Origin of the sequence: Microtetraspora sp. AC03309 (genome assembly GCF_020826795.1) — a bacterium.
Taxonomy (GTDB): Bacteria; Actinomycetota; Actinomycetes; order Streptosporangiales; family Streptosporangiaceae; genus Microtetraspora; species Microtetraspora glauca.
The window spans coordinates 75,108-91,748 of the sequence record NZ_JADDIL010000006.1 but is presented as its reverse complement, the minus strand read 5'-3'; the positions used below and the strand labels follow the sequence as shown (position 1 = coordinate 91,748).

General features: G+C 69.5%; 20 protein-coding genes and 2 pseudogenes. 15 read left to right on the top strand and 7 right to left on the bottom strand.

Going from position 1 to position 16,641, the window contains the following annotated elements:
• The first annotated feature begins 2 nt into the window (after positions 1-2).
• The 4 genes from IMZ11_RS05130 to ffh all read left to right on the top strand — a co-directional run bounded on the left by IMZ11_RS05130 (position 3) and on the right by ffh (position 3,037).
• Positions 3-419, top strand: coding sequence for a roadblock/LC7 domain-containing protein (locus IMZ11_RS05130; RefSeq protein ID WP_228638089.1), 417 nt, complete (start codon positions 3-5; stop codon positions 417-419).
• Positions 420-421: 2 nt separating this feature from the next.
• A complete protein-coding gene (locus IMZ11_RS05125; RefSeq protein ID WP_228637986.1) occupies positions 422-805 on the top strand; it encodes a DUF742 domain-containing protein in 384 nt (127 codons plus the stop codon).
• Positions 806-824: 19 nt separating this feature from the next.
• Complete coding sequence (locus IMZ11_RS05120) at positions 825-1,382, top strand: ATP/GTP-binding protein (RefSeq protein WP_082777354.1); 558 nt, start codon at positions 825-827, stop codon at positions 1,380-1,382.
• A 92-nt stretch (positions 1,383-1,474) separates the two neighbouring features.
• On the top strand, positions 1,475-3,037 hold the full coding sequence (gene ffh / locus IMZ11_RS05115) for a signal recognition particle protein (protein WP_228637981.1): 1,563 nt from the start codon (positions 1,475-1,477) through the stop codon (positions 3,035-3,037).
• Here the strand turns inward: ffh and IMZ11_RS05110 are convergent, their stop codons facing one another.
• Complete coding sequence (locus IMZ11_RS05110; protein ID WP_228637979.1) at positions 3,038-3,745, bottom strand: DUF4232 domain-containing protein; 708 nt, start codon at positions 3,743-3,745, stop codon at positions 3,038-3,040. It lies immediately after the preceding gene.
• 254 nt (positions 3,746-3,999) lie between these two features.
• Here IMZ11_RS05110 and rpsP point away from each other — a divergent pair, with 254 nt between their 5' ends.
• The 10 genes from rpsP (at position 4,000) to IMZ11_RS46620 (ending at position 10,395) form a co-directional block, all read left to right on the top strand.
• Positions 4,000-4,461, top strand: a complete 462-nt coding sequence (gene rpsP / locus IMZ11_RS05105; RefSeq protein WP_228637977.1) for a 30S ribosomal protein S16 — start codon at positions 4,000-4,002, stop codon at positions 4,459-4,461.
• 1 nt (position 4,462) lies between these two features.
• Entirely contained in the window at positions 4,463-4,705 is a 243-nt protein-coding gene (locus tag IMZ11_RS05100; RefSeq protein WP_061259060.1) for an RNA-binding protein, read from the top strand.
• Between the two features lie 78 nt (positions 4,706-4,783).
• Positions 4,784-5,302 (top strand): ribosome maturation factor RimM, encoded by a 519-nt coding sequence (gene rimM, locus IMZ11_RS05095; RefSeq protein ID WP_228637975.1) that lies wholly within the window; start codon positions 4,784-4,786, stop codon positions 5,300-5,302.
• Complete coding sequence (gene trmD, locus IMZ11_RS05090) at positions 5,303-6,124, top strand: tRNA (guanosine(37)-N1)-methyltransferase TrmD (RefSeq protein WP_228637973.1); 822 nt, start codon at positions 5,303-5,305, stop codon at positions 6,122-6,124. It abuts the gene before it with no gap.
• 203 nt (positions 6,125-6,327) lie between these two features.
• Positions 6,328-6,693, top strand: a complete 366-nt coding sequence (gene rplS / locus IMZ11_RS05085; protein ID WP_061259063.1) for a 50S ribosomal protein L19 — start codon at positions 6,328-6,330, stop codon at positions 6,691-6,693.
• 111 nt (positions 6,694-6,804) lie between these two features.
• A complete protein-coding gene (gene lepB, locus IMZ11_RS05080) occupies positions 6,805-7,665 on the top strand; it encodes a signal peptidase I (protein ID WP_228637971.1) in 861 nt (286 codons plus the stop codon).
• A gap of 16 nt (positions 7,666-7,681) precedes the next feature.
• Positions 7,682-8,275 carry a signal peptidase I gene (lepB, locus tag IMZ11_RS05075; protein WP_228638087.1) on the top strand — a complete coding sequence of 198 codons (594 nt, stop codon included), beginning with the start codon at positions 7,682-7,684 and terminating at the stop codon, positions 8,273-8,275.
• 68 nt (positions 8,276-8,343) lie between these two features.
• Positions 8,344-9,069 (top strand): ribonuclease HII, encoded by a 726-nt coding sequence (locus tag IMZ11_RS05070; protein WP_061259128.1) that lies wholly within the window; start codon positions 8,344-8,346, stop codon positions 9,067-9,069.
• 39 nt (positions 9,070-9,108) lie between these two features.
• A complete protein-coding gene (locus tag IMZ11_RS05065) occupies positions 9,109-9,432 on the top strand; it encodes a DUF2469 domain-containing protein (RefSeq protein WP_030511723.1) in 324 nt (107 codons plus the stop codon).
• 402 nt (positions 9,433-9,834) lie between these two features.
• Positions 9,835-10,395: a murein hydrolase activator EnvC gene (locus tag IMZ11_RS46620; RefSeq protein WP_374462129.1), complete on the top strand. Its 561-nt coding sequence runs from the start codon at positions 9,835-9,837 to the stop codon at positions 10,393-10,395.
• Here IMZ11_RS46620 and IMZ11_RS05060 read toward each other — a convergent pair.
• A complete protein-coding gene (locus IMZ11_RS05060) occupies positions 10,370-11,269 on the bottom strand; it encodes a LysR family transcriptional regulator (protein WP_228637968.1) in 900 nt (299 codons plus the stop codon). The genes IMZ11_RS46620 and IMZ11_RS05060 overlap by 26 nt on opposite strands.
• Before the next feature lie 72 nt (positions 11,270-11,341).
• Here IMZ11_RS05060 and IMZ11_RS05055 point away from each other — a divergent pair, with 72 nt between their 5' ends.
• Entirely contained in the window at positions 11,342-11,755 is a 414-nt protein-coding gene (locus IMZ11_RS05055; protein ID WP_228637966.1) for a RidA family protein, read from the top strand.
• Positions 11,756-12,011: 256 nt separating this feature from the next.
• Here the strand turns inward: IMZ11_RS05055 and IMZ11_RS05050 are convergent.
• The 5 genes and pseudogenes from IMZ11_RS05050 to IMZ11_RS05030 all read right to left on the bottom strand — a co-directional run.
• Positions 12,012-12,521: pseudogene (locus tag IMZ11_RS05050) on the bottom strand (tyrosine-type recombinase/integrase); the annotation flags it as partial.
• Positions 12,522-13,037: 516 nt separating this feature from the next.
• A pseudogene (locus IMZ11_RS05045) lies at positions 13,038-13,337 on the bottom strand (site-specific integrase); the annotation flags it as partial.
• 48 nt (positions 13,338-13,385) lie between these two features.
• A complete protein-coding gene (gene dprA, locus IMZ11_RS05040) occupies positions 13,386-14,651 on the bottom strand; it encodes a DNA-processing protein DprA (protein WP_228637964.1) in 1,266 nt (421 codons plus the stop codon).
• Entirely contained in the window at positions 14,651-16,204 is a 1,554-nt protein-coding gene (locus tag IMZ11_RS05035; protein ID WP_228637962.1) for a YifB family Mg chelatase-like AAA ATPase, read from the bottom strand. The genes dprA and IMZ11_RS05035 overlap by 1 nt, the downstream gene beginning before the upstream one ends.
• Before the next feature lies 1 nt (position 16,205).
• A complete protein-coding gene (locus tag IMZ11_RS05030) occupies positions 16,206-16,559 on the bottom strand; it encodes a YraN family protein (protein WP_061259069.1) in 354 nt (117 codons plus the stop codon).
• Positions 16,560-16,641: the final 82 nt, after the last annotated feature.

The window sequence follows — 16,641 nt, the reverse complement described above, 5'->3', positions numbered from 1 at the left end:
AGCTGAGCCAGGGAGCTCGCGGCATCAACTGGCTGATCAGCGACTTCGTGGGATCCGTCCCCGGCGTCGCGCACGCGGTGGTGGTGTCGGCGGACGGCCTGCCGCTGGCGTACTCCGATGGGTTCCCCAAGGACCGGGCGGACCAGCTCGCCGCGGTCGCCGCCGGGTTGATCAGCCTGACGCAGGGCGCGTCGCGGGTGTTCGAGGGCGGCCCGGTCAACCAGACGGTGGTCGAGATGCAGCGCGGGCTGCTCCTGATCATGTCCATCAGCGACGGCTCGTGTCTCGCGGTGCTCGCCTCGGCCGAAAGCGACATGGGCCTGGTGGCCTACCAGATGACGCTGCTGGTGGATCGTGCGGGGCAGGTACTCACCCCCGCCGTACGTGCGGAACTCCAGGCATCGCACCCGAGGGGCTGACGGTGGACCAATGGGGGCAGCCGTACGGCGGCGCCCCGCTTCCCCAGGAGCCCTCCTCGCCGGTGCGCCCGTACACGGTGACGGGAGGCCGCACGGCTCCGCGCATGCAACTCGCTCTGGAGGCGCTCGTCTCCTCGGCCACGTCCACGCATCTCGACCTGTCCGGCAGGCCGCCGGAACACCGCGCGATCAGCTCGCTGTGCCGCCAGGTGAGATCGGTGGCGGAGGTGTCGGCGATGCTGCGGATCCCGCTGGGCGTGGTCCGCGTCGTGATCGCGGACATGGCGGCGGAGGGGCTGGTGCACGTGCACCAGCCGCAGCTCGACGCGGGTAAGCCTGATCTGAACTTGCTTGAAAGGGTGCTCAGTGGACTTCGCAGGCTCTAGCCATGGCTCTCAGCGGGGTCTGACCTCGACGAAGATCGTGGTGGCGGGCGGTTTCGGTGTGGGCAAGACCACCTTCGTCGGAGCGGTCTCGGAGATCGTGCCGCTCACGACGGAGGCGGTGATGACCGACGCGTCCAAGGACATCGACGACGTCGGGCTGGTACCGCACAAGACCACGACGACCGTGGCGATGGACTTCGGCCGGGTCTCCCTGGACCAGGACCTGATCCTCTACCTGTTCGGTACGCCGGGTCAGCATCGCTTCTGGTTCATGTGGGACGACCTCGTACGCGGCGCGATCGGTGCCGTGGTGCTGGTGGACACGCGGCGGTTGGCGGACAGCTTCCCCGCGGTTGACTACTTCGAGGAGGCCCAGCTCCCGTTCGTCGTCGGCGTCAACGGCTTCGACGGGCAGTACGGCCACACCGAGGACGAGCTCAGGGAGGCGCTCACGCTCTCCTCTCGCGTCCCCGTCGTACGGACCGACGCCCGTAGCCGGGAATCGGTCAAGCACACGCTCATCACCCTGGTCGAGCACGCCCTCACCACCCATGTCGGCAGCGGCGGAGGATGGTGACGCGACATGGGCTCGGGCACGCATGCCGCACGGGCGGCTAGGCTGGGACGCGAGCTCTTTACCGTCCACTCGCTTCGAGGCTGGCCAAACACGTGTTCGAGACGCTTTCCGACCGGCTGACTTCGGTCTTCTCCTCCCTGCGGTCCAAGGGCAGGCTTTCCGACGCCGACATCGACGCGACCTGCCGCGAGATCCGCATCGCCCTGCTCGAGGCGGACGTCGCGCTGCCGGTGGTCAAGGCATTCGTCGCCCAGGTCAAGGAGCGGGCGCGCGGGGCCGAGGTCTCCCAGGCGCTGAACCCCGCCCAGCAGGTCGTCAAGATCGTCAACGACGAGCTGATCGAGATCCTGGGCGGTGAGACCCGGCGGCTCCGCTACGCCAAGACCCCGCCGACCGTCATCATGCTCGCGGGTCTGCAGGGTGCCGGTAAGACGACGCTCGCGGGCAAGCTCGCCAAGTGGCTGCGTGACCAGGGGCACGCGCCGCTGCTCGTGGCCTGTGACCTGCAGCGGCCCAACGCGGTCCAGCAGCTCGCCGTGGTGGCCGAGCGCGCGGGCGCCGCGGTCTACGCGCCCGAGCCCGGCAACGGCGTGGGCGACCCCGTCGCGGTCGCCCGGCAGTCGATCGACCACGCCAAGCGGCAGCAGCACGACATCGTGGTCATCGACACCGCCGGCCGCCTGGGCATCGACCAGGAGATGATGAAGCAGGCCGCGGACATCCGTGACGCGGTCAGCCCCGACGAGGTGCTGTTCGTCGTCGACGCGATGATCGGCCAGGACGCGGTGAGCACCGCCCAGGCGTTCATGGACGGCGTCGGCTTCGACGGCGTCGTGCTCACCAAGCTCGACGGCGACGCCCGCGGCGGTGCCGCGCTGTCGGTGCGGCACATCACGAGCCGTCCGATCATGTTCGCGTCCACCGGTGAGAAGCTCGAGGACTTCGACGCCTTCCACCCGGACCGCATGGCCGGCCGGATCCTCGACATGGGTGACATCCTCACCCTGATCGAGCAGGCACAGAAGACGTTCGACGAGGCCGAGGCCGCCAAGATGGCGGGCAAGCTCGCCTCCGGCGACGGCTTCACGCTCGACGACTTCCTCGAGCAGATGATGATGGTCCGCAGGATGGGCCCGATCAAGAACCTGCTCGGCATGATGCCCGGCATGGGGCAGATGCGCGACCAGCTCAACCAGGTCGACGACCGGGACCTCGACCGCATCGCCGCGATCATCCGTTCCATGACCCCCGGCGAGCGGCACGACCCCAAGATCATCAACGGCTCGCGCCGGGCCCGCATCGCCAAGGGTTCCGGTGTCACGGTCACCGAGGTGAGCAGCCTCGTCGTCCGCTTCTTCGACGCGCAGAAGATGATGAAGCGGATGTCGCAGGGCCTGGGCATCCCGGGCATGCCGGGTGGTCGGGGCAAGGCGCAGAAGGCGCAGAAGGCCAAGAAGGGCCGCCGCGTCAGCGGCGACCCCCGCAAGGCCGCGCAGGCCAAGTCGGGCGCGGCGTCCGGCCCGGACGGCCCGGACGGCTCGACCGGCACGCCGGGCCTCGGAGCGCTCGGCAAGCTGGGCGCGGGCCAGCTCCCGCCTGGGCTGGAGCTGCCGCCCGGGTTCGACCCGTCGAAGCTGAAGTTCCCCAAGAAGTGATCAGAGCCGGGTTCCCGGCTCCATCGGCCTGACGTCGATCCTTCCGTCGCCGCACACCATGGCGTCGAAGGGGATCTCGAGGTGCGCGACCTCGTCCGGCGGGATGATCATCAGCCGCGCCGACCGGGGACAGGTGGTCTCCTTCCCGGTCGGCACCACGGTCCAGTGCAGGCGTGCGTGGGCGCCGGCTCCGGGCCGGAGCGTGACCCGGCGCGGCTGGACGCTCTCCCTGCGGGTCCTGGTGCGCAGCGCGTCGCCGTTCCCGTCGATCATGATCAGGCCGGTGAAACCGTAGACCCAGCAGGGCCGTGACCCGGTGTTGGTGAGGACCAGCGGCGCGTACCGCTGGCCCGCCCCCGCGTCCGCCGTGCCGATCCGCGCACTCAGCGCGTCGGTGCGGCACCTCTTCGGCGCGGCGGGGGCCGCCGCGCCGGCCCCGAGCGCGGCCGTTCCCGGCCCGGTCCCGAGCGCGGCCGTTCCCGGCGGCGAGGTCACCGGCACGGTCGCCTTCCCGGGCAGGTCCGGAACCGTCGCGGGGACGCCCGCCGAAACGGCCGTGGGGACGCCTGCCGAAGCGGCCGCGGGGACGTCCGCGGAAACGGCCGCCGGGGTGCCCGCACCCGCGGAGACGGCGCCGGCGGTCCGGGCGTCCGCGGCGCCGCAGGCGGCGACGAACGCCAGGCTCGCGACCGCCACGGAGATCGTCATGGCACGGGATGTACGGTTGGTTCGCTCCATGCCATGTTGGATGCCTGACCTCAGGGTTTTGTTCGTGTCCGGCACACACCGGGATTTCGCCAAGCACCCCGGATCGTCTGGCAGAATGTCATGTTGGAACATCGTGACCACGCGGGTGCCCTCTCAACCCCGCCGGTCGCGCCTGTCCCTCGGGCGGGTTCGCGTCGTGCCCCACTCGATGTGACACCGCTCACCCACGCTCTGAAGCAGGAGAGACCACACCCGTGGCAGTCAAGATCAAGCTCAAGCGGCTCGGCATGATCCGCAACGCGCAGTACCGCATCGTCGTCGCCGACAGCCGCACCAAGCGTGACGGCCGGGCGATCGAGGAGATCGGTCTGTACCACCCGAAGGAGAACCCCTCGCGCATCGAGGTCGACTCCGAGCGGGCGCAGTACTGGCTGGGTGTCGGCGCGCAGCCGACCGACCCGGTTCTGAAGCTCTTCAAGCTGACCGGTGACTGGCAGAAGTTCAAGGGCCAGCCCGCCCCGGCGCCGCTCCTGGTCGCCGAGCCGAAGCCGGACCGTCACGCCCTCTACGAGGCCGCGGCCAAGGAGGCGCTGTCCGGTGACACCGCCGCCGCCGCCACCACGCCGAAGAAGGCCAAGAAGCCTGTGAAGGCCGACGAGGCCGCCGATGTCACCGAGGCCCCGGCCGGCGAGGAGAAGTCGGAAGGCGAGGCCTGAGGTGCTCGAGGAGGCCCTCGAGCATCTGGTCAAGGGCATCGTCGAGCATCCTGACGATGTCCGGGTTCGTGCCCGTCGCATCCGCACCGGGCGCGTCCTCGAGGTCCGGGTCCATCCCGACGACCTCGGCAAGGTCATCGGCCGCGGGGGCCGCACGGCCAAGGCGTTGCGCACCGTCGTCAACGCGTTGTCCGACGGCAAGTACGTCCGGGTCGACCTGGTCGACCTGAACGAGGCCCGCTAAGGAGAACCTCACACCCGGGGGACCCTCGTCAGGGGGTCCCCCGGCTTGCTTTTCGGCGTGATCGGAGGAAGACGAGAAGTGCAGCTAGTCGTTGGCAGGATCGGCCGACCGCACGGGGTCCGCGGTGAGGTCACCGTCGAGGTGCGCACCGATGATCCGGAGCTGCGCTTCGCCCCCGGTACGGCTCTCGCCACCGACCCCGCCACGGCCGGGCCGCTGGAAATCGAGGGCGCCCGCTGGCACAAGGGCATCCTGCTGCTCAGCCTGGCCGGAGTGGACGACCGCGACGCCGCCGAGGCGCTGCGCGGCACGCTCCTCGTGATCGACTCGGCCGACCTCCCTCCGTCCGGCGACCCGGACGAGTTCCACGACTACGAGCTGGTCGGGCTCACCGTGGTCACCGTCGGCGGCGAGCCGGTCGGTGAGGTCGCCGACGTCCTGCACCACGGCCAGGATCTGCTCGTCGTGCGCCGCCCGTCCCGCGCCGAGGCGTACGTGCCGTTCGTCAAGGCGCTGGTCCCCGAGATCGACCTGGAGAAGGGCGTGCTCGTGGTCGACGCGCCCCCCGGGCTGCTGGACCTCGACGAGGCCGAATAGATGCGCGTCGACATCATCTCGATCTTCCCGGAGTACTTCGCCCCGCTGGACGTCTCGCTCATGGGCAAGGCGTGTGAGCGCGGCATCCTCGACATCCGCCTCCACCAGCTCCGGGACTGGGCGCACGACGTGCACCGGACCGTGGACGACACGCCGTACGGCGGCGGGCCGGGCATGGTGATGAAGCCCGAGATCTGGGGCGAGGCGATCGACGCCGTGGTCGGCGCGGCCGCCGCCGGGGGAGAGGCGGCGCCTGAGGGTGCCGTCGCGCCGAGGATGATCGTGCCGACGCCGAGCGGGCGGCCCTTCACCCAGGAAGTCGCGCTGGAGTACGCCAAGGAGCCCTGGCTGCTGTTCACCCCTGCCAGATACGAGGGGATCGACTCCCGTGTCATGGCCGAGTACGGCTCCCGCCTGCGAGTGGACGAGGTGAGCATCGGCGACTACGTCCTCGCCGGCGGTGAGGCGGCCGTGCTGGTGATGGTCGAGGCCGTCGGACGGCTGTTGCCCGGCGTTCTCGGCAACGCGGCCTCGGTGGCCGACGACTCATTCGCGCCGGGGACGATGGAGAACCTGCTCGAAGGCCCGGTCTACACGAAGCCTCCCACCTGGCGCGGCCACGACGTGCCGGAGATCCTCCTGTCCGGCCACCATGGGAAGATCGCTCGCTGGCGCCGCGACGAGGCGCTTCGCCGTACGGCGGAGAAGAGGCCGGAGCTGCTCGCCCGGCTGGATCCGGACAGCCTCGACAAGCACGACCGGCGGCTTCTCGGGGAAATCCGCGAGAAGGCCGGTCCAGGCGGGGATCCGCACGCTCTGTGAGCCGTGACACGCGCTTCGTTTCGCGTGACGGCCGAAGATATGGCAAACTGAATCGCTGCTGCCGACGTGTCGTGGCGGCAGGGCCGGGCGGAGACCCGGCACCCAAGACGTATCAAGCCAAGCGCGCGTGTCCCCCTTGTCGCCGAGCCTGTGGCCCGGCCGGGTGGACCTCCGTGCGCCCATGTCAATGAGGAACCGCTGTCATGCACACGCAGATCCAGGAGCTCGAGAAGGCTGCCCTCCGCAGCGACGTACCGGCCTTCCGTCCGGGTGACACGCTGGAGGTCCACGTCCGCGTCGTCGAAGGCAACCGGTCCCGTATCCAGGTGTTCAAGGGCTTCGTCCTGCGCCGCCAGGGTGGCGGTGCGCGGGAGACCTTCACCGTCCGCAAGGTCAGCTACGGCGTCGGTGTCGAGCGCACCTTCCCGGTGCACAGCCCGGTCATCGAGAAGATCGTTCTCCTGACCCGCGGTGACGTCCGCCGGGCCAAGCTCTACTACATGCGCGACCTGCGCGGTAAGGCCGCTCGCATCCGCGAGAAGCGCGAAGCGGTCCCGGCCGCCAAGTAAGGCGATCGAGGTGGTGGCCCGTACCCCCTGTGGTGCGGGCCATTTTCTTTTCCGCGATGATGCCGAGTCGGCGACAGCTACCGTCAGGGACATCATCTAGGCTCAACAGCGATGACTAGCGAGGTACCGGGGTCAGGCACGCGCCGCCCGGCCGAGGACGGGGTGGACGTGGTCGCGGAAGACACCCAGCAGGCCGCCGGTGACGGCAGGGAGAAAAAGGGTTCCTTCTGGAAGGAATTGCCCGTTCTCATCGTGGTCGCTCTCGTGCTGGCCCTGCTCATCAAGTCCTTCGTGGTCCAGGCGTTCTACATCCCGTCGGAGTCGATGGAGAACACCCTGCTGGTCAACGACCGGGTGCTCGTCAACAAACTCGTCTACCACGTACGCGACATCGAGCGCGGCGACGTGGTGGTCTTCTCGGGGGTCGACTCCTGGGAGGGCGAGGTGCCCTATGAGGAGCCCGCGAACCCGATCGTCGGGTTCTTCCGCTGGGTGGGCACCTCCTTCGGCGTGATCCCCGGCGAGAAGGACTACATCAAGCGGGTCATCGGGGTTCCCGGCGACAAGGTGAAATGCTGCGACGCCCAGGGGCGGATAACCGTCAACGGAACGCCGCTCGACGAGAAGGCCTACCTCTACCCCGGCGACGTGCCCTCGCTGTCGAACTTCGAGGTCACCGTGCCGCAGGGCCGTCTCTGGGTGATGGGCGACCACCGGTCCGTCTCGCTGGACTCGCGGTCCCACCAGGGCGATCCCGGCGGCGGCACCATCCCGGTGGACCAGGTGATCGGCCGGGCGTTCGTGATCGTGTGGCCGTTCGACCGGGCCAAGGTGCTGCCGATCCCCGACACGTTCAACCAGCCCGCCCTGCACGCCGTCGGAGCGCTGGGCGGCGCCGCCCCGGTGCTGGCGGGGTTCGCGGGAGCGGTCCCCCTGATGGCGCTTAAGCGCCGCCTACGCCGCAGGCGGTAACCTGCCGCAGGTGACCATGACCGAAGAGAAGGATCCCCCCGCCAAGAAGCCCTCCGGCCTGCGTGACTCCATCCTGTTCACGCTGGGCGGTGTGGTCGTGGCCCTGCTCGTGCACATGTTCGTGATGCAGTCGTTCTACATCCCGTCGGAGTCGATGGAGAACACGCTCCTCATCAACGACAGGGTCGTGGTGAACAAGCTCGCCTACACGTTCGGAGACGTCGAGCGCGGCGACATCGTGGTCTTCAAGGGATGGGACGGCGAGGACACCATCAAGCGGGTGATCGGCGTCGGCGGTGACACGGTGAAGTGCTGCGACGCCAAACGTCGGATCACGGTGAACGGGACGCCGATCGACGAGGAGGACGTCTACCTCTATCCCGGCGTCTATCCGTCGAAGCGGCAGTTCGAGGTGAAGGTTCCCCCGGGCCGGGTCTGGCTGATGGGCGACCACCGGAACAACTCGCGGGACTCTCGGGCGTACATGGACGACCAGTACAAGGGCACGATCTCGGAGGACGACCTGGTCGGCCGGGCGTTCGTCCGCTACTGGCCGTTCTCCCGTTTCGGTTTCCTCTCCCGTCCGGAGACGTTCTCCAAGGTCCACTGACAACCGGCGGCGTCGCGCGGCCAGAGCCGTACCGCCCGGGCGGAATGGGGCGTACGCTGCTGTTCGTCATGACAGTTGCGTATCGCCCGCGCCCGAGCGTCGTCCGGCGGGATTCGGGACTTTACGGCTACGAGCGTGCACTGGCTCGGCGAGGGTTCACGCCGGTCGCCGGTGTGGACGAGGCCGGTCGAGGCGCCTGCGCCGGACCGCTGGTGGTGGCCGCTGTCATCCTCGGGCGCGAGATCGAGGGTTTGGGCGACTCCAAGTTGCTGTCCCCCGCCAGGCGCGAGCGGCTGTACGACCTGATCACGGCGAAGGCCAGGGCGGTGAGCGTCGTCGTCATCCCTCCCGAGGAGATCGACGGTCGCGGCCTGCACAGATGCAACATCGCGGGAATGCGCCGCGCCGTCGCCGGCCTGGGGATCGACGTGGGATACGTGCTGATCGACGGCTTCCCGGTACCCGGTCTCCCCGCGCCGTCCCTGGCGATCTGGAAGGGGGACCAGGTGGCCGCGTGCGTGGCGGCGGCCTCGATCGTGGCGAAGGTGACCAGGGATCGGCTGATGCGCTCTTTGGACGACGTCCATCCCGAGTACGGCTTCGCCGTACACAAGGGATATGTGACGGCGGCCCATCGGCGGGCGCTCGCCGATCATGGTCCCACCCCGCATCACCGGTTCTCCTTCGTGACCGTCACCGGGACGCGTACGGGTCTCTCCGTCGTGGTCCGCCGTGGTCTGACGGGGGAGGACGAGGAGATGCGAGAGAATGGAACGGAGGCCGGTGTCGTCTGACCGCGCGGCCTTGGCGGGGTGCGAAACAGGAGGACCGGAATGAGCGCAGAGGATCTCGAAAAATACGAGACCGAGATGGAGTTGCAGCTCTACCGGGAGTACCGCGACGTGGTCGGGCTGTTCACCTACGTCGTCGAGACCGAGCGGCGCTTCTATCTCACCAATTCCGTCGATCTCGACGTACGCACCGCGGAGAACGGCGACGTCTTCTTCGACGTGAAGATGCAGGACGCCTGGGTCTGGGACATGTACCGGCCGGCCAGGTTCGTGAAGAACGTCCGGGTCGTGACGTTCAAGGACGTCAACGTTGAGGAACTGGCCAAACCGGACCTGGAGATGCCCAAGGAGGGCTTCTCCAGCTGACGACCTGCCCGTGATCGGGCCCGATCCGCTGCTGTCGGGCCCGACTGACTGAAGTCCGGGTCCGGTCGGTTGGCGTTGGGGCGGGCCGATCGGGGGCACGAACGTGCCTGCCCGGAGTTCGGGCATCGGCCCGCCGGCCTGTCTGACGTCTGGGGTTGGATCCCCAGTTCAGCTGTGGTGATGGTCTGACTATCGGCTGCTGGTCGGGCCTACGGCTTGGAGCGTGGGCCCATCCTGCCCGAAGGCGCGGCCTGGATCGGCCCCTGGCCAGAGGGTGGCGCTCGGCCGGCTCTGGCCGTAAGGCGAGGAGTCGGGCTGGCGACCGCCTGTGGACAGGCGTCACTTTCCACAGAATGCCGTTCGGTCGGTAAGCCTGCTGTGCCGCCGGGCCACCCTGCTGTCATGCGCATTCTGGCCGTGATGATGGCCCTCCTCGCATGGCCGGCCTCGGCTCACATCACCGGAGATCCGCCACGCTGGCAGTGGCCGCTGGCGGGTCGCCCGGTTCTGATCAGACGGTTCCAGCCGCCTCCAGAGCGATGGCTTGCCGGGCATCGGGGAGTGGACGTCGGAGCGCTGCCCGGTGAGACCGTGCGCTCGGCCGGGCCCGGAGTCGTCGGTTACGCGGCCCCGCTTGCAGGGCGCGGGGTCGTGACGGTGATCCACTCGGGAGGCTTGCGGACGACGTACATGCCCGTCCGGGCCTCGGTCCAGCCAGGACAGGCGGTCGAGGCGGGTGCCCCGATAGGCGTCGCAGAGGACCTCCCCGGCCACTGCCCGACGCCCTGCCTGCACTGGGGTCTCCTGCGCGGGGACGCATATCTGGATCCCCTTCTGCTTCTGGGGTTGGGCCAGGTCCGCCTACTGCCGTCGGGGCCGGCAGTCGGTCCCCGACATGGGGCGGCCGCCCCCTCGGCCCTCGCTCAGCGCAGTGCCCTCACTCGAGTGATTCACGGCGAGTGACGTCAAGGAATCGCCTGATCAGCGGATTCCTGTCGTTGCGGCGCCAGCACATGGCGACGGTGGTACGCGCGGTGTTCGGCTCGATCGCCCGGTAGGCCACGCCCCCGAGCCGGATCCGGCGGATGCTGGCCGGGGCGAGGGAGATGCCGAGGCCCGCCTCAACGAGTGCGGCGACCGTCTGCCACTCCACCGCGGGTTGGCCGATGCGTGGTTCGAATCCCGCATCGCGGCACAGGCCGAGGATGCGGTCGTGAAGCGTCGGCCCTGTGGCGCGTGGGAGGAGAACAAAGGGCTCATTCGCCAGTGCCACCAGGGGAACGACGCGTTCGGCGGCGAGGGGATGGCCGGACGGCAGGACCGCGACGAACTTCTCGGACAGGATCGGCTCGGCCACCAGGCCCGGATCCTCCGGTGGCTCTCGCAGGAGTCCGATGTCGATGCCCTGCTCGTGCAGGGCCGCGATCTGAGGAGCGGTCGTCATCTCGTGGATCTCCGTCTCCACGTCCGGATACCGATCACGGTAGGCGCGCAACAGCACCGGGAGGATGGTCAGCGCGAGCGACGCCGCGAATCCGATCCGGATGCGACCGACCTCTCCGTTGCCCACGCGCCGCGCTGTCTCCAGTCCCTCCTCGATCTCATCGAGCGCGCGCCGGGCCGAGGGCAGGAGTTCCCGTCCTGCCGGAGTCAGCGCGACTCGACCCGATGCCCGGTCGAACAGCGGGTGCCCGACCTTCTCCTCCAACCGCCGGATCTGCTGGCTCAACGGGGGCTGTGCGATGCCCAGACGCTGGGCGGCATGTCCGAAATGGAGCTCCTCCGCGAGCACGGTGAAGGCGTACAGCTGGTGAAGCGCGAGTTCAGGGCGTTCCATACGTGCAGAGATATCACGCCGATCCAATGAGCGTATTGGACGTATCATGCCTGGTTGTTTAGTGTGCGCCGCATGACAGAGCGACGTGCGATCATGAGCGGCTCCACCTTCGAGGAGGAGATCGGATACGCCCGTGCGGTGGTGCACGGTGACTGGGTTCATGTGTCGGGGACCACGGGGTTCGACTACGCGACCATGACGATCTCCGAGGATGTGGTCGAGCAGGCCGAGCAGTGCCTGTGCACCATCGAAGCGGCCCTGGCCGAGGCGGGCTGCTCGCTCTCGGACGTCGTCCGAGTGCGGTACCTGCTGCCTGACCGGGAGGATTTCGAGCCGTGCTGGCCGACCCTGCGCCGCCGCTTCGGGGAGATCCGCCCGGCCGCGACGATGCTCGTATGCGGTCTCGCCGATTCCCGCATGAAGATCGAAATAGAGGTCGACGCGCGCCGTACCGCTACATCTGGACCGACTCTCACCGCTGACTGACCCCGAGGGTGAACGTCGGCGTGACCGACGCGCTGCCGCTCACGCGTGATGGCGCGTGCCGTTCCCACCGATGGCGCGTGCTTTCTCACGGGCGATCACGGGATGTACGCGGCACACGAGGTCGTGAAGGGGCATGGTGCCGGAGGTTGTGAATGATCGCGCCTGGTTGTCAAGGCTGACGGTGCTTGGGGTTGTGGAGAGTGGCGACACCGGTTCTTCCCGAGGTCACACGCGGCTACGGCGCCGGGAAGTGATCTCAGGCGCGAGGGTGGGCTTGCCGGTAGACCGTGCGGAGCCGTTCGATCGAGACGTGCGTGTAGATCTGGGTCGTGGCCAGAGAGGCGTGGCCGAGCATCTCCTGGACACTGCGCAGGTCCGCCCCGCCCTCCAGGAGATGCGTGGCGGCGGTGTGCCGCAGCCCGTGCGGCCCCATGTCGGGAGCGCCTTCCACCTCGGCGAGCCGAGCGTGCACCACCCTGCGCACGGTGCCCTGGTCGATCCGGCCGCCGCGCACTCCAAGGAAAAGGGCCGGGCCGGTGCCTTCACGGATCCACAATGGCCTGCCTCGTACGCACCAGGCGTCCAGGGCCCGCAGTGCGGGCAGGCCGAACGGCACGATCCGTTCCTTGCGCCCCTTGCCGAGGACGCGCAGGGTGTTGCGGTCGCGATCCACGTCGTCGACATCGAGACCGCACAGCTCACCGACCCGCATGCCGGTGGCGTAGAGCAGTTCGAGCATCGCGGTGTCCCGCAGTTCCCTCGGATCGCTTGCTGCCTGCGGCGCTCCTGCATCAAGTGGTCCCTGTGGCGCTCGAGGTTCCTGTGGTGGGGGAGGTTCCTCCGAACTCGGCGAAGTGCTGGCATTTGTGCCGATCGACATCGCTGTGGCATTTGCGCTCGCTGGGGCACCTGAACCTTGCCCAGCAATCGAATCAGGGGCGTCCGAGCGCTGCCGAGAGCCCGAATTCTGCTGGGGGTCCCAACTCTGCCGGGGGTCCGAACGCTGCCGGGAGCCCGAACGCTGCCGGGAGCCCGAACGCTGCTGGGCGTCCGAGCGCTGCTGGAGGTCCGAATGCTGCTGGAGGTCCGAGCGCTGCTGGGTGCTCGAATGCTGCCGGGGGTCCGAACGCTGCCGGGCGTCCGAAGGTCGTGTGCGACCGGCACCGCTCCCGTCAAGCACGGCCTTGGCCTCATCCTGACTGAGGACGGTAGGCAGGCGGCGAGGAGCCTTCGCGGTGCCCAGGAGCAGCCCGGGATCGCTCGTCAACCAGCCGCGGCGATGGCAGAAGGCGGTGAAGGCGCGGGCGCAGGCTGAGCGGCGTGCGAGCGTGGCTCGCGACCGCCCGGCCTGGTGCTGTTCGCCGAGCCATTCGCGAAGGACGGTGATGTCCAGGGCGGCCAGCCGCTCGTGCCCGGCCGCGCGGAGGTGGCCGAGCAGCGCGGAGGCGTCGCCGTTGTACGCGCGGATGGTGTGCGGCGAAAGATCCCGTTCCAGCCGCAGATGCCGTTCGAACTCGGCGAGCACGGTCTCGAACGAGGGGTCCGGGGTCGGGGTCGAGCCGTGGAAGACGCCGTCGGCCATGGGAGTCATGGTAGCGACCTGCCCGATCTTTGATCTTGTGCACGTGGATCACCTGTCCGGTTCGCGACGCAGTCGCCAGCCCCGGTCGCTCTGGTCGATGAAACCGGCGGCGGCAAGTCGGCCGAGGCAGCTCAGCGTGGTGGTGAGATCCACGCCCGCGGAGACGGCGATGGCCGCGGGGCCGGTTCCCACACGGGAGGGGACCGCTTCCAGAACCCGCCTGGTCTCGTCGTTCAGGGCGTCACGAGGATGAACGGGGCCACGCCGTTCCAGCGCGAGATCACCGCCGATCGTCCCGACCAGCTCGGTGATCTCCTGGACGGAGGTCACACAGACGGCGCGTCCCTGCCTGATGAGGTCGTGACAACCCTCGGAAACCTCCAAGGTGATCGGACCGGGCACCGCCATCAGATGCCGGTTCAGCTCAGTGGCATGGCCGGCGGTGTTGAGCGCTCCGCTGCGCACGGCGGCCTGCACCACCACGGTGCCGCGTGACAACGCGGCGATCAGCCGGTTCCTGACCAGGAAGCGTGGCCGCGTCGGCCGGGACCCCATGGGAACCTCGCTGATCACCACGCCCTGAGACCGCACCACACGGAACAGGTCCTGGTGTGCGGTGGGATAGCAGACGTCCGTGCCGCAGGCGAGGACGACGACGGTCGGCATCCCGCTCGCGAGAGCGCCCCGGTGCGCGGCGGCGTCGATGCCGTACGCGCCGCCGCTGATCACGGTCCACCGGCGGTCACCGAGGCCGGAGGCCAGCTCGGCCGCCACCTGCGCGCCGTACGCCGTGGCGGCTCTGGCCCCGACGATCGCCACTGATCGAAGGCAGGCGAAACGCAGGTTGACCGCGCCGTCGAGCCACAACCCGTAGGGACGCTCGTCCCCGAGGTCCTCAAGCTGGGTCGGCCATTCCGGATCTCCTGGGACCACCAGGCGGGCGCCCTGCTCGCGCCCTTCGGCCAGGTCGCGGACTGGATCGGCGTAACGGGCCGCCCACGACGCGGCGAGCCGATCCAGCGCCGGCATGCGCCCCGCGGCCCGGGCACGCTTCGTCTCCGCCGAGGCGAACTCGGGGTCGAGGACGCCCCGTCGTGCCTGGTCGGCAGCGGCCACGGCACCGTAACGCCTGACCAGCCTCCCCATCACCCGCTCTCCCGGCTCCGCCATCCGCATGAGGGCGACGCACGCCAGCAGCTCCGCTTCCGTGGCACGGCTCGACGGGGCACTCTCCTCGGGAAGGCTCGCCGTCGTCGATACGTCCGCCGGGGACGACGAGGAGGGCGTGCGGTCGGCTTCGAGTGGTGTCGCCATCAGTTCACCCCCAGCCACATGGCGAGGGCGGCCGATGTCTCGGGCTCGCCCGGGCGGTCCTTGCCCGCCAGATCAGAGATCGTCCATGCCACGCGGAGAACACGATCGACGCCGCGAGCGCTCAGGGTCCCGAGATCGAGCCCTCGATGCAGGGGTGCGAGAGCGCCGGTCGGCAACCGGAAATCGGTGTGGAGCGCGGCCGAGCCCACGTCCGCGTTGTTACGCCAGGGAGTGCCAGCCAGGCGCTTGACCGCGCGCTCGCGGGCCGCCAGCACCCGCTCGGCCACGACGGTGCTGGACTCGGCGACCTGCCGATCCGCCATCAGCTCGGCACGCGTGGCGCGGGTGACCCGGACCTTGACGTCGATCCGGTCGAGCAGCGGACCGGACAGCCTCGCCAGATAGCGCCGGCGCGCCGTGGGCGTACAGCGGCAGGGGTGCCCCGGAGTGCCGGCCTCACCGCACGGGCACGGGTTGGCGGCGAGAACGAGCATGAACCGGGCGGGAAACGTCACCGTGCCCGCCGCACGTGCCACCGTGACCTTGCCGGATTCGAGGGGTTGGCGCAGCGAGTCGAGCACGCTGGTCGAGAACTCGGGCGCCTCGTCCAGGAAGAGCACCCCCTGATGCGCGAGGGACACCGCGCCGGGCCGTACCTGGCCGCTCCCGCCGCCCACGACGGCCGCCACCGTCGCGGTGTGATGCGGCGCCATGAAGGGCGGCCGGACGAGCAGCGGGCGGCCAGGGGGAAGCGTGCCCGCCACGGAGTGGATCGCCGTGACCTCCAGGGCCTGTTCCCGCCGCAGAGGCGGCAAGAGTGTCGGCAACCGCTCGGCGAGCATGGTCTTGCCGGTGCCCGGAGGGCCGAGCATCCACAGGTTGTGCCCTCCGGCCGCGCAGACCTCCAGCGCCTTGCGGCCGGTCGCCTGCCCCGCGACATCGCGGAGATCGATGTCGCGGTCGTCGTCCACCCCAGGGGAGGCTCCCTCGAGCCCGTCGAGACAGGCCGCCTCCGCCGTGATCGGCAGCCGGTGGAGCTCGTCCTCCCTGAGCCACTCCACCAACTCGGACAGGTTCGCGACCGGCACCACGGTGAGCTCGGGAACGAGCGCCGCCTCCGCCGCGTTCAGCGAGGGCACCACGAGCGTGTGGGCCCCCGCCCCGACCGCGGCGAGTGCGGCGGGAAGCACGCCACGCACGGGCCTGACCGTGCCGTCCAGTCCCAGCTCGCCGAGAAAGAACGGCTGGGCGATGCGCTGCGCGGGAACGGCCCCCGCGGCACCGAGTACGGCGATCGCGATGGCCAGATCGAAGATCGAGCCCCGCTTCGGCAGGCTGGCGGGGAACAGGCTGACGGTGATCCGTGCGTCCGGCCAGCCGAAACGGCTGTTGAGCAGCGCGGATCTGACGCGGTCACGGGCCTCGTTGATGGCGGTGTCCAGCAGGCCGATGAGATGCGTGCCGGCCAGCCCGTGGCCCACGTCAGCCTCGACTTCGACGGTGTGGGCGGTGACGCCGATCAGCGTGACGCAGCGGGTGCGTGCCACGGCCATGTCAGATCACCCCGCGCTCGTGGCGGATCGCGAAGTCACCGGCGAACCGCTCCAGGGCGATCACATCGACCCGGACGGAGTCGAACCGTTCCTGTTGCCCGGCCAGCCACCGAGCGGCGAGTGACCGCAGCCGGAGCAGCTTGGCGTGGCCGACCGCCTCGTAGGCCGTGCCGTGGCTGCGCCCCGAGCGGGTCTTGACCTCGACCACGACCAGCGCGCGCCCGTCGCGCGCGACGATGTCGATCTCCCCCTCTTTGCACCGCCAGTTGCGGGCGAGGACGGGCATGCCTCTCGATCTGAGAAAGTCGGCGGCGAGTCGCTCACCCTGCCTGCCCAGCTCGTCTTTCGCGGCCATGGGACCACCTCCGGTCCCAGACACTCGCGCACCACGGCCCCGTGCCGAGAGGTGTGACGCCGTCCTGTGGATATCCGCGACC

Coding starts and splice junctions, on each gene's coding strand:
- IMZ11_RS05110 (WP_228637979.1), bottom strand. CDS start 3,745: ATGACGATCTCCGTGGCGGTCGCGAGCCTGGCGTTCGTCGCCGCCTGC.
- trmD (WP_228637973.1), top strand. CDS start 5,303: ATGCGCGTCGACATCATCTCGATCTTCCCGGAGTACTTCGCCCCGCTG.
- rplS (WP_061259063.1), top strand. CDS start 6,328: ATGCACACGCAGATCCAGGAGCTCGAGAAGGCTGCCCTCCGCAGCGAC.
- lepB (WP_228637971.1), top strand. CDS start 6,805: ATGACTAGCGAGGTACCGGGGTCAGGCACGCGCCGCCCGGCCGAGGAC.
- lepB (WP_228638087.1), top strand. CDS start 7,682: ATGACCGAAGAGAAGGATCCCCCCGCCAAGAAGCCCTCCGGCCTGCGT.
- IMZ11_RS05070 (WP_061259128.1), top strand. CDS start 8,344: ATGACAGTTGCGTATCGCCCGCGCCCGAGCGTCGTCCGGCGGGATTCG.
- IMZ11_RS05065 (WP_030511723.1), top strand. CDS start 9,109: ATGAGCGCAGAGGATCTCGAAAAATACGAGACCGAGATGGAGTTGCAG.
- IMZ11_RS46620 (WP_374462129.1), top strand. CDS start 9,835: ATGCGCATTCTGGCCGTGATGATGGCCCTCCTCGCATGGCCGGCCTCG.
- IMZ11_RS05060 (WP_228637968.1), bottom strand. CDS start 11,269: ATGGAACGCCCTGAACTCGCGCTTCACCAGCTGTACGCCTTCACCGTG.
- IMZ11_RS05055 (WP_228637966.1), top strand. CDS start 11,342: ATGACAGAGCGACGTGCGATCATGAGCGGCTCCACCTTCGAGGAGGAG.
- dprA (WP_228637964.1), bottom strand. CDS start 14,651: ATGGCGACACCACTCGAAGCCGACCGCACGCCCTCCTCGTCGTCCCCG.
- IMZ11_RS05035 (WP_228637962.1), bottom strand. CDS start 16,204: ATGGCCGTGGCACGCACCCGCTGCGTCACGCTGATCGGCGTCACCGCC.
- IMZ11_RS05030 (WP_061259069.1), bottom strand. CDS start 16,559: ATGGCCGCGAAAGACGAGCTGGGCAGGCAGGGTGAGCGACTCGCCGCC.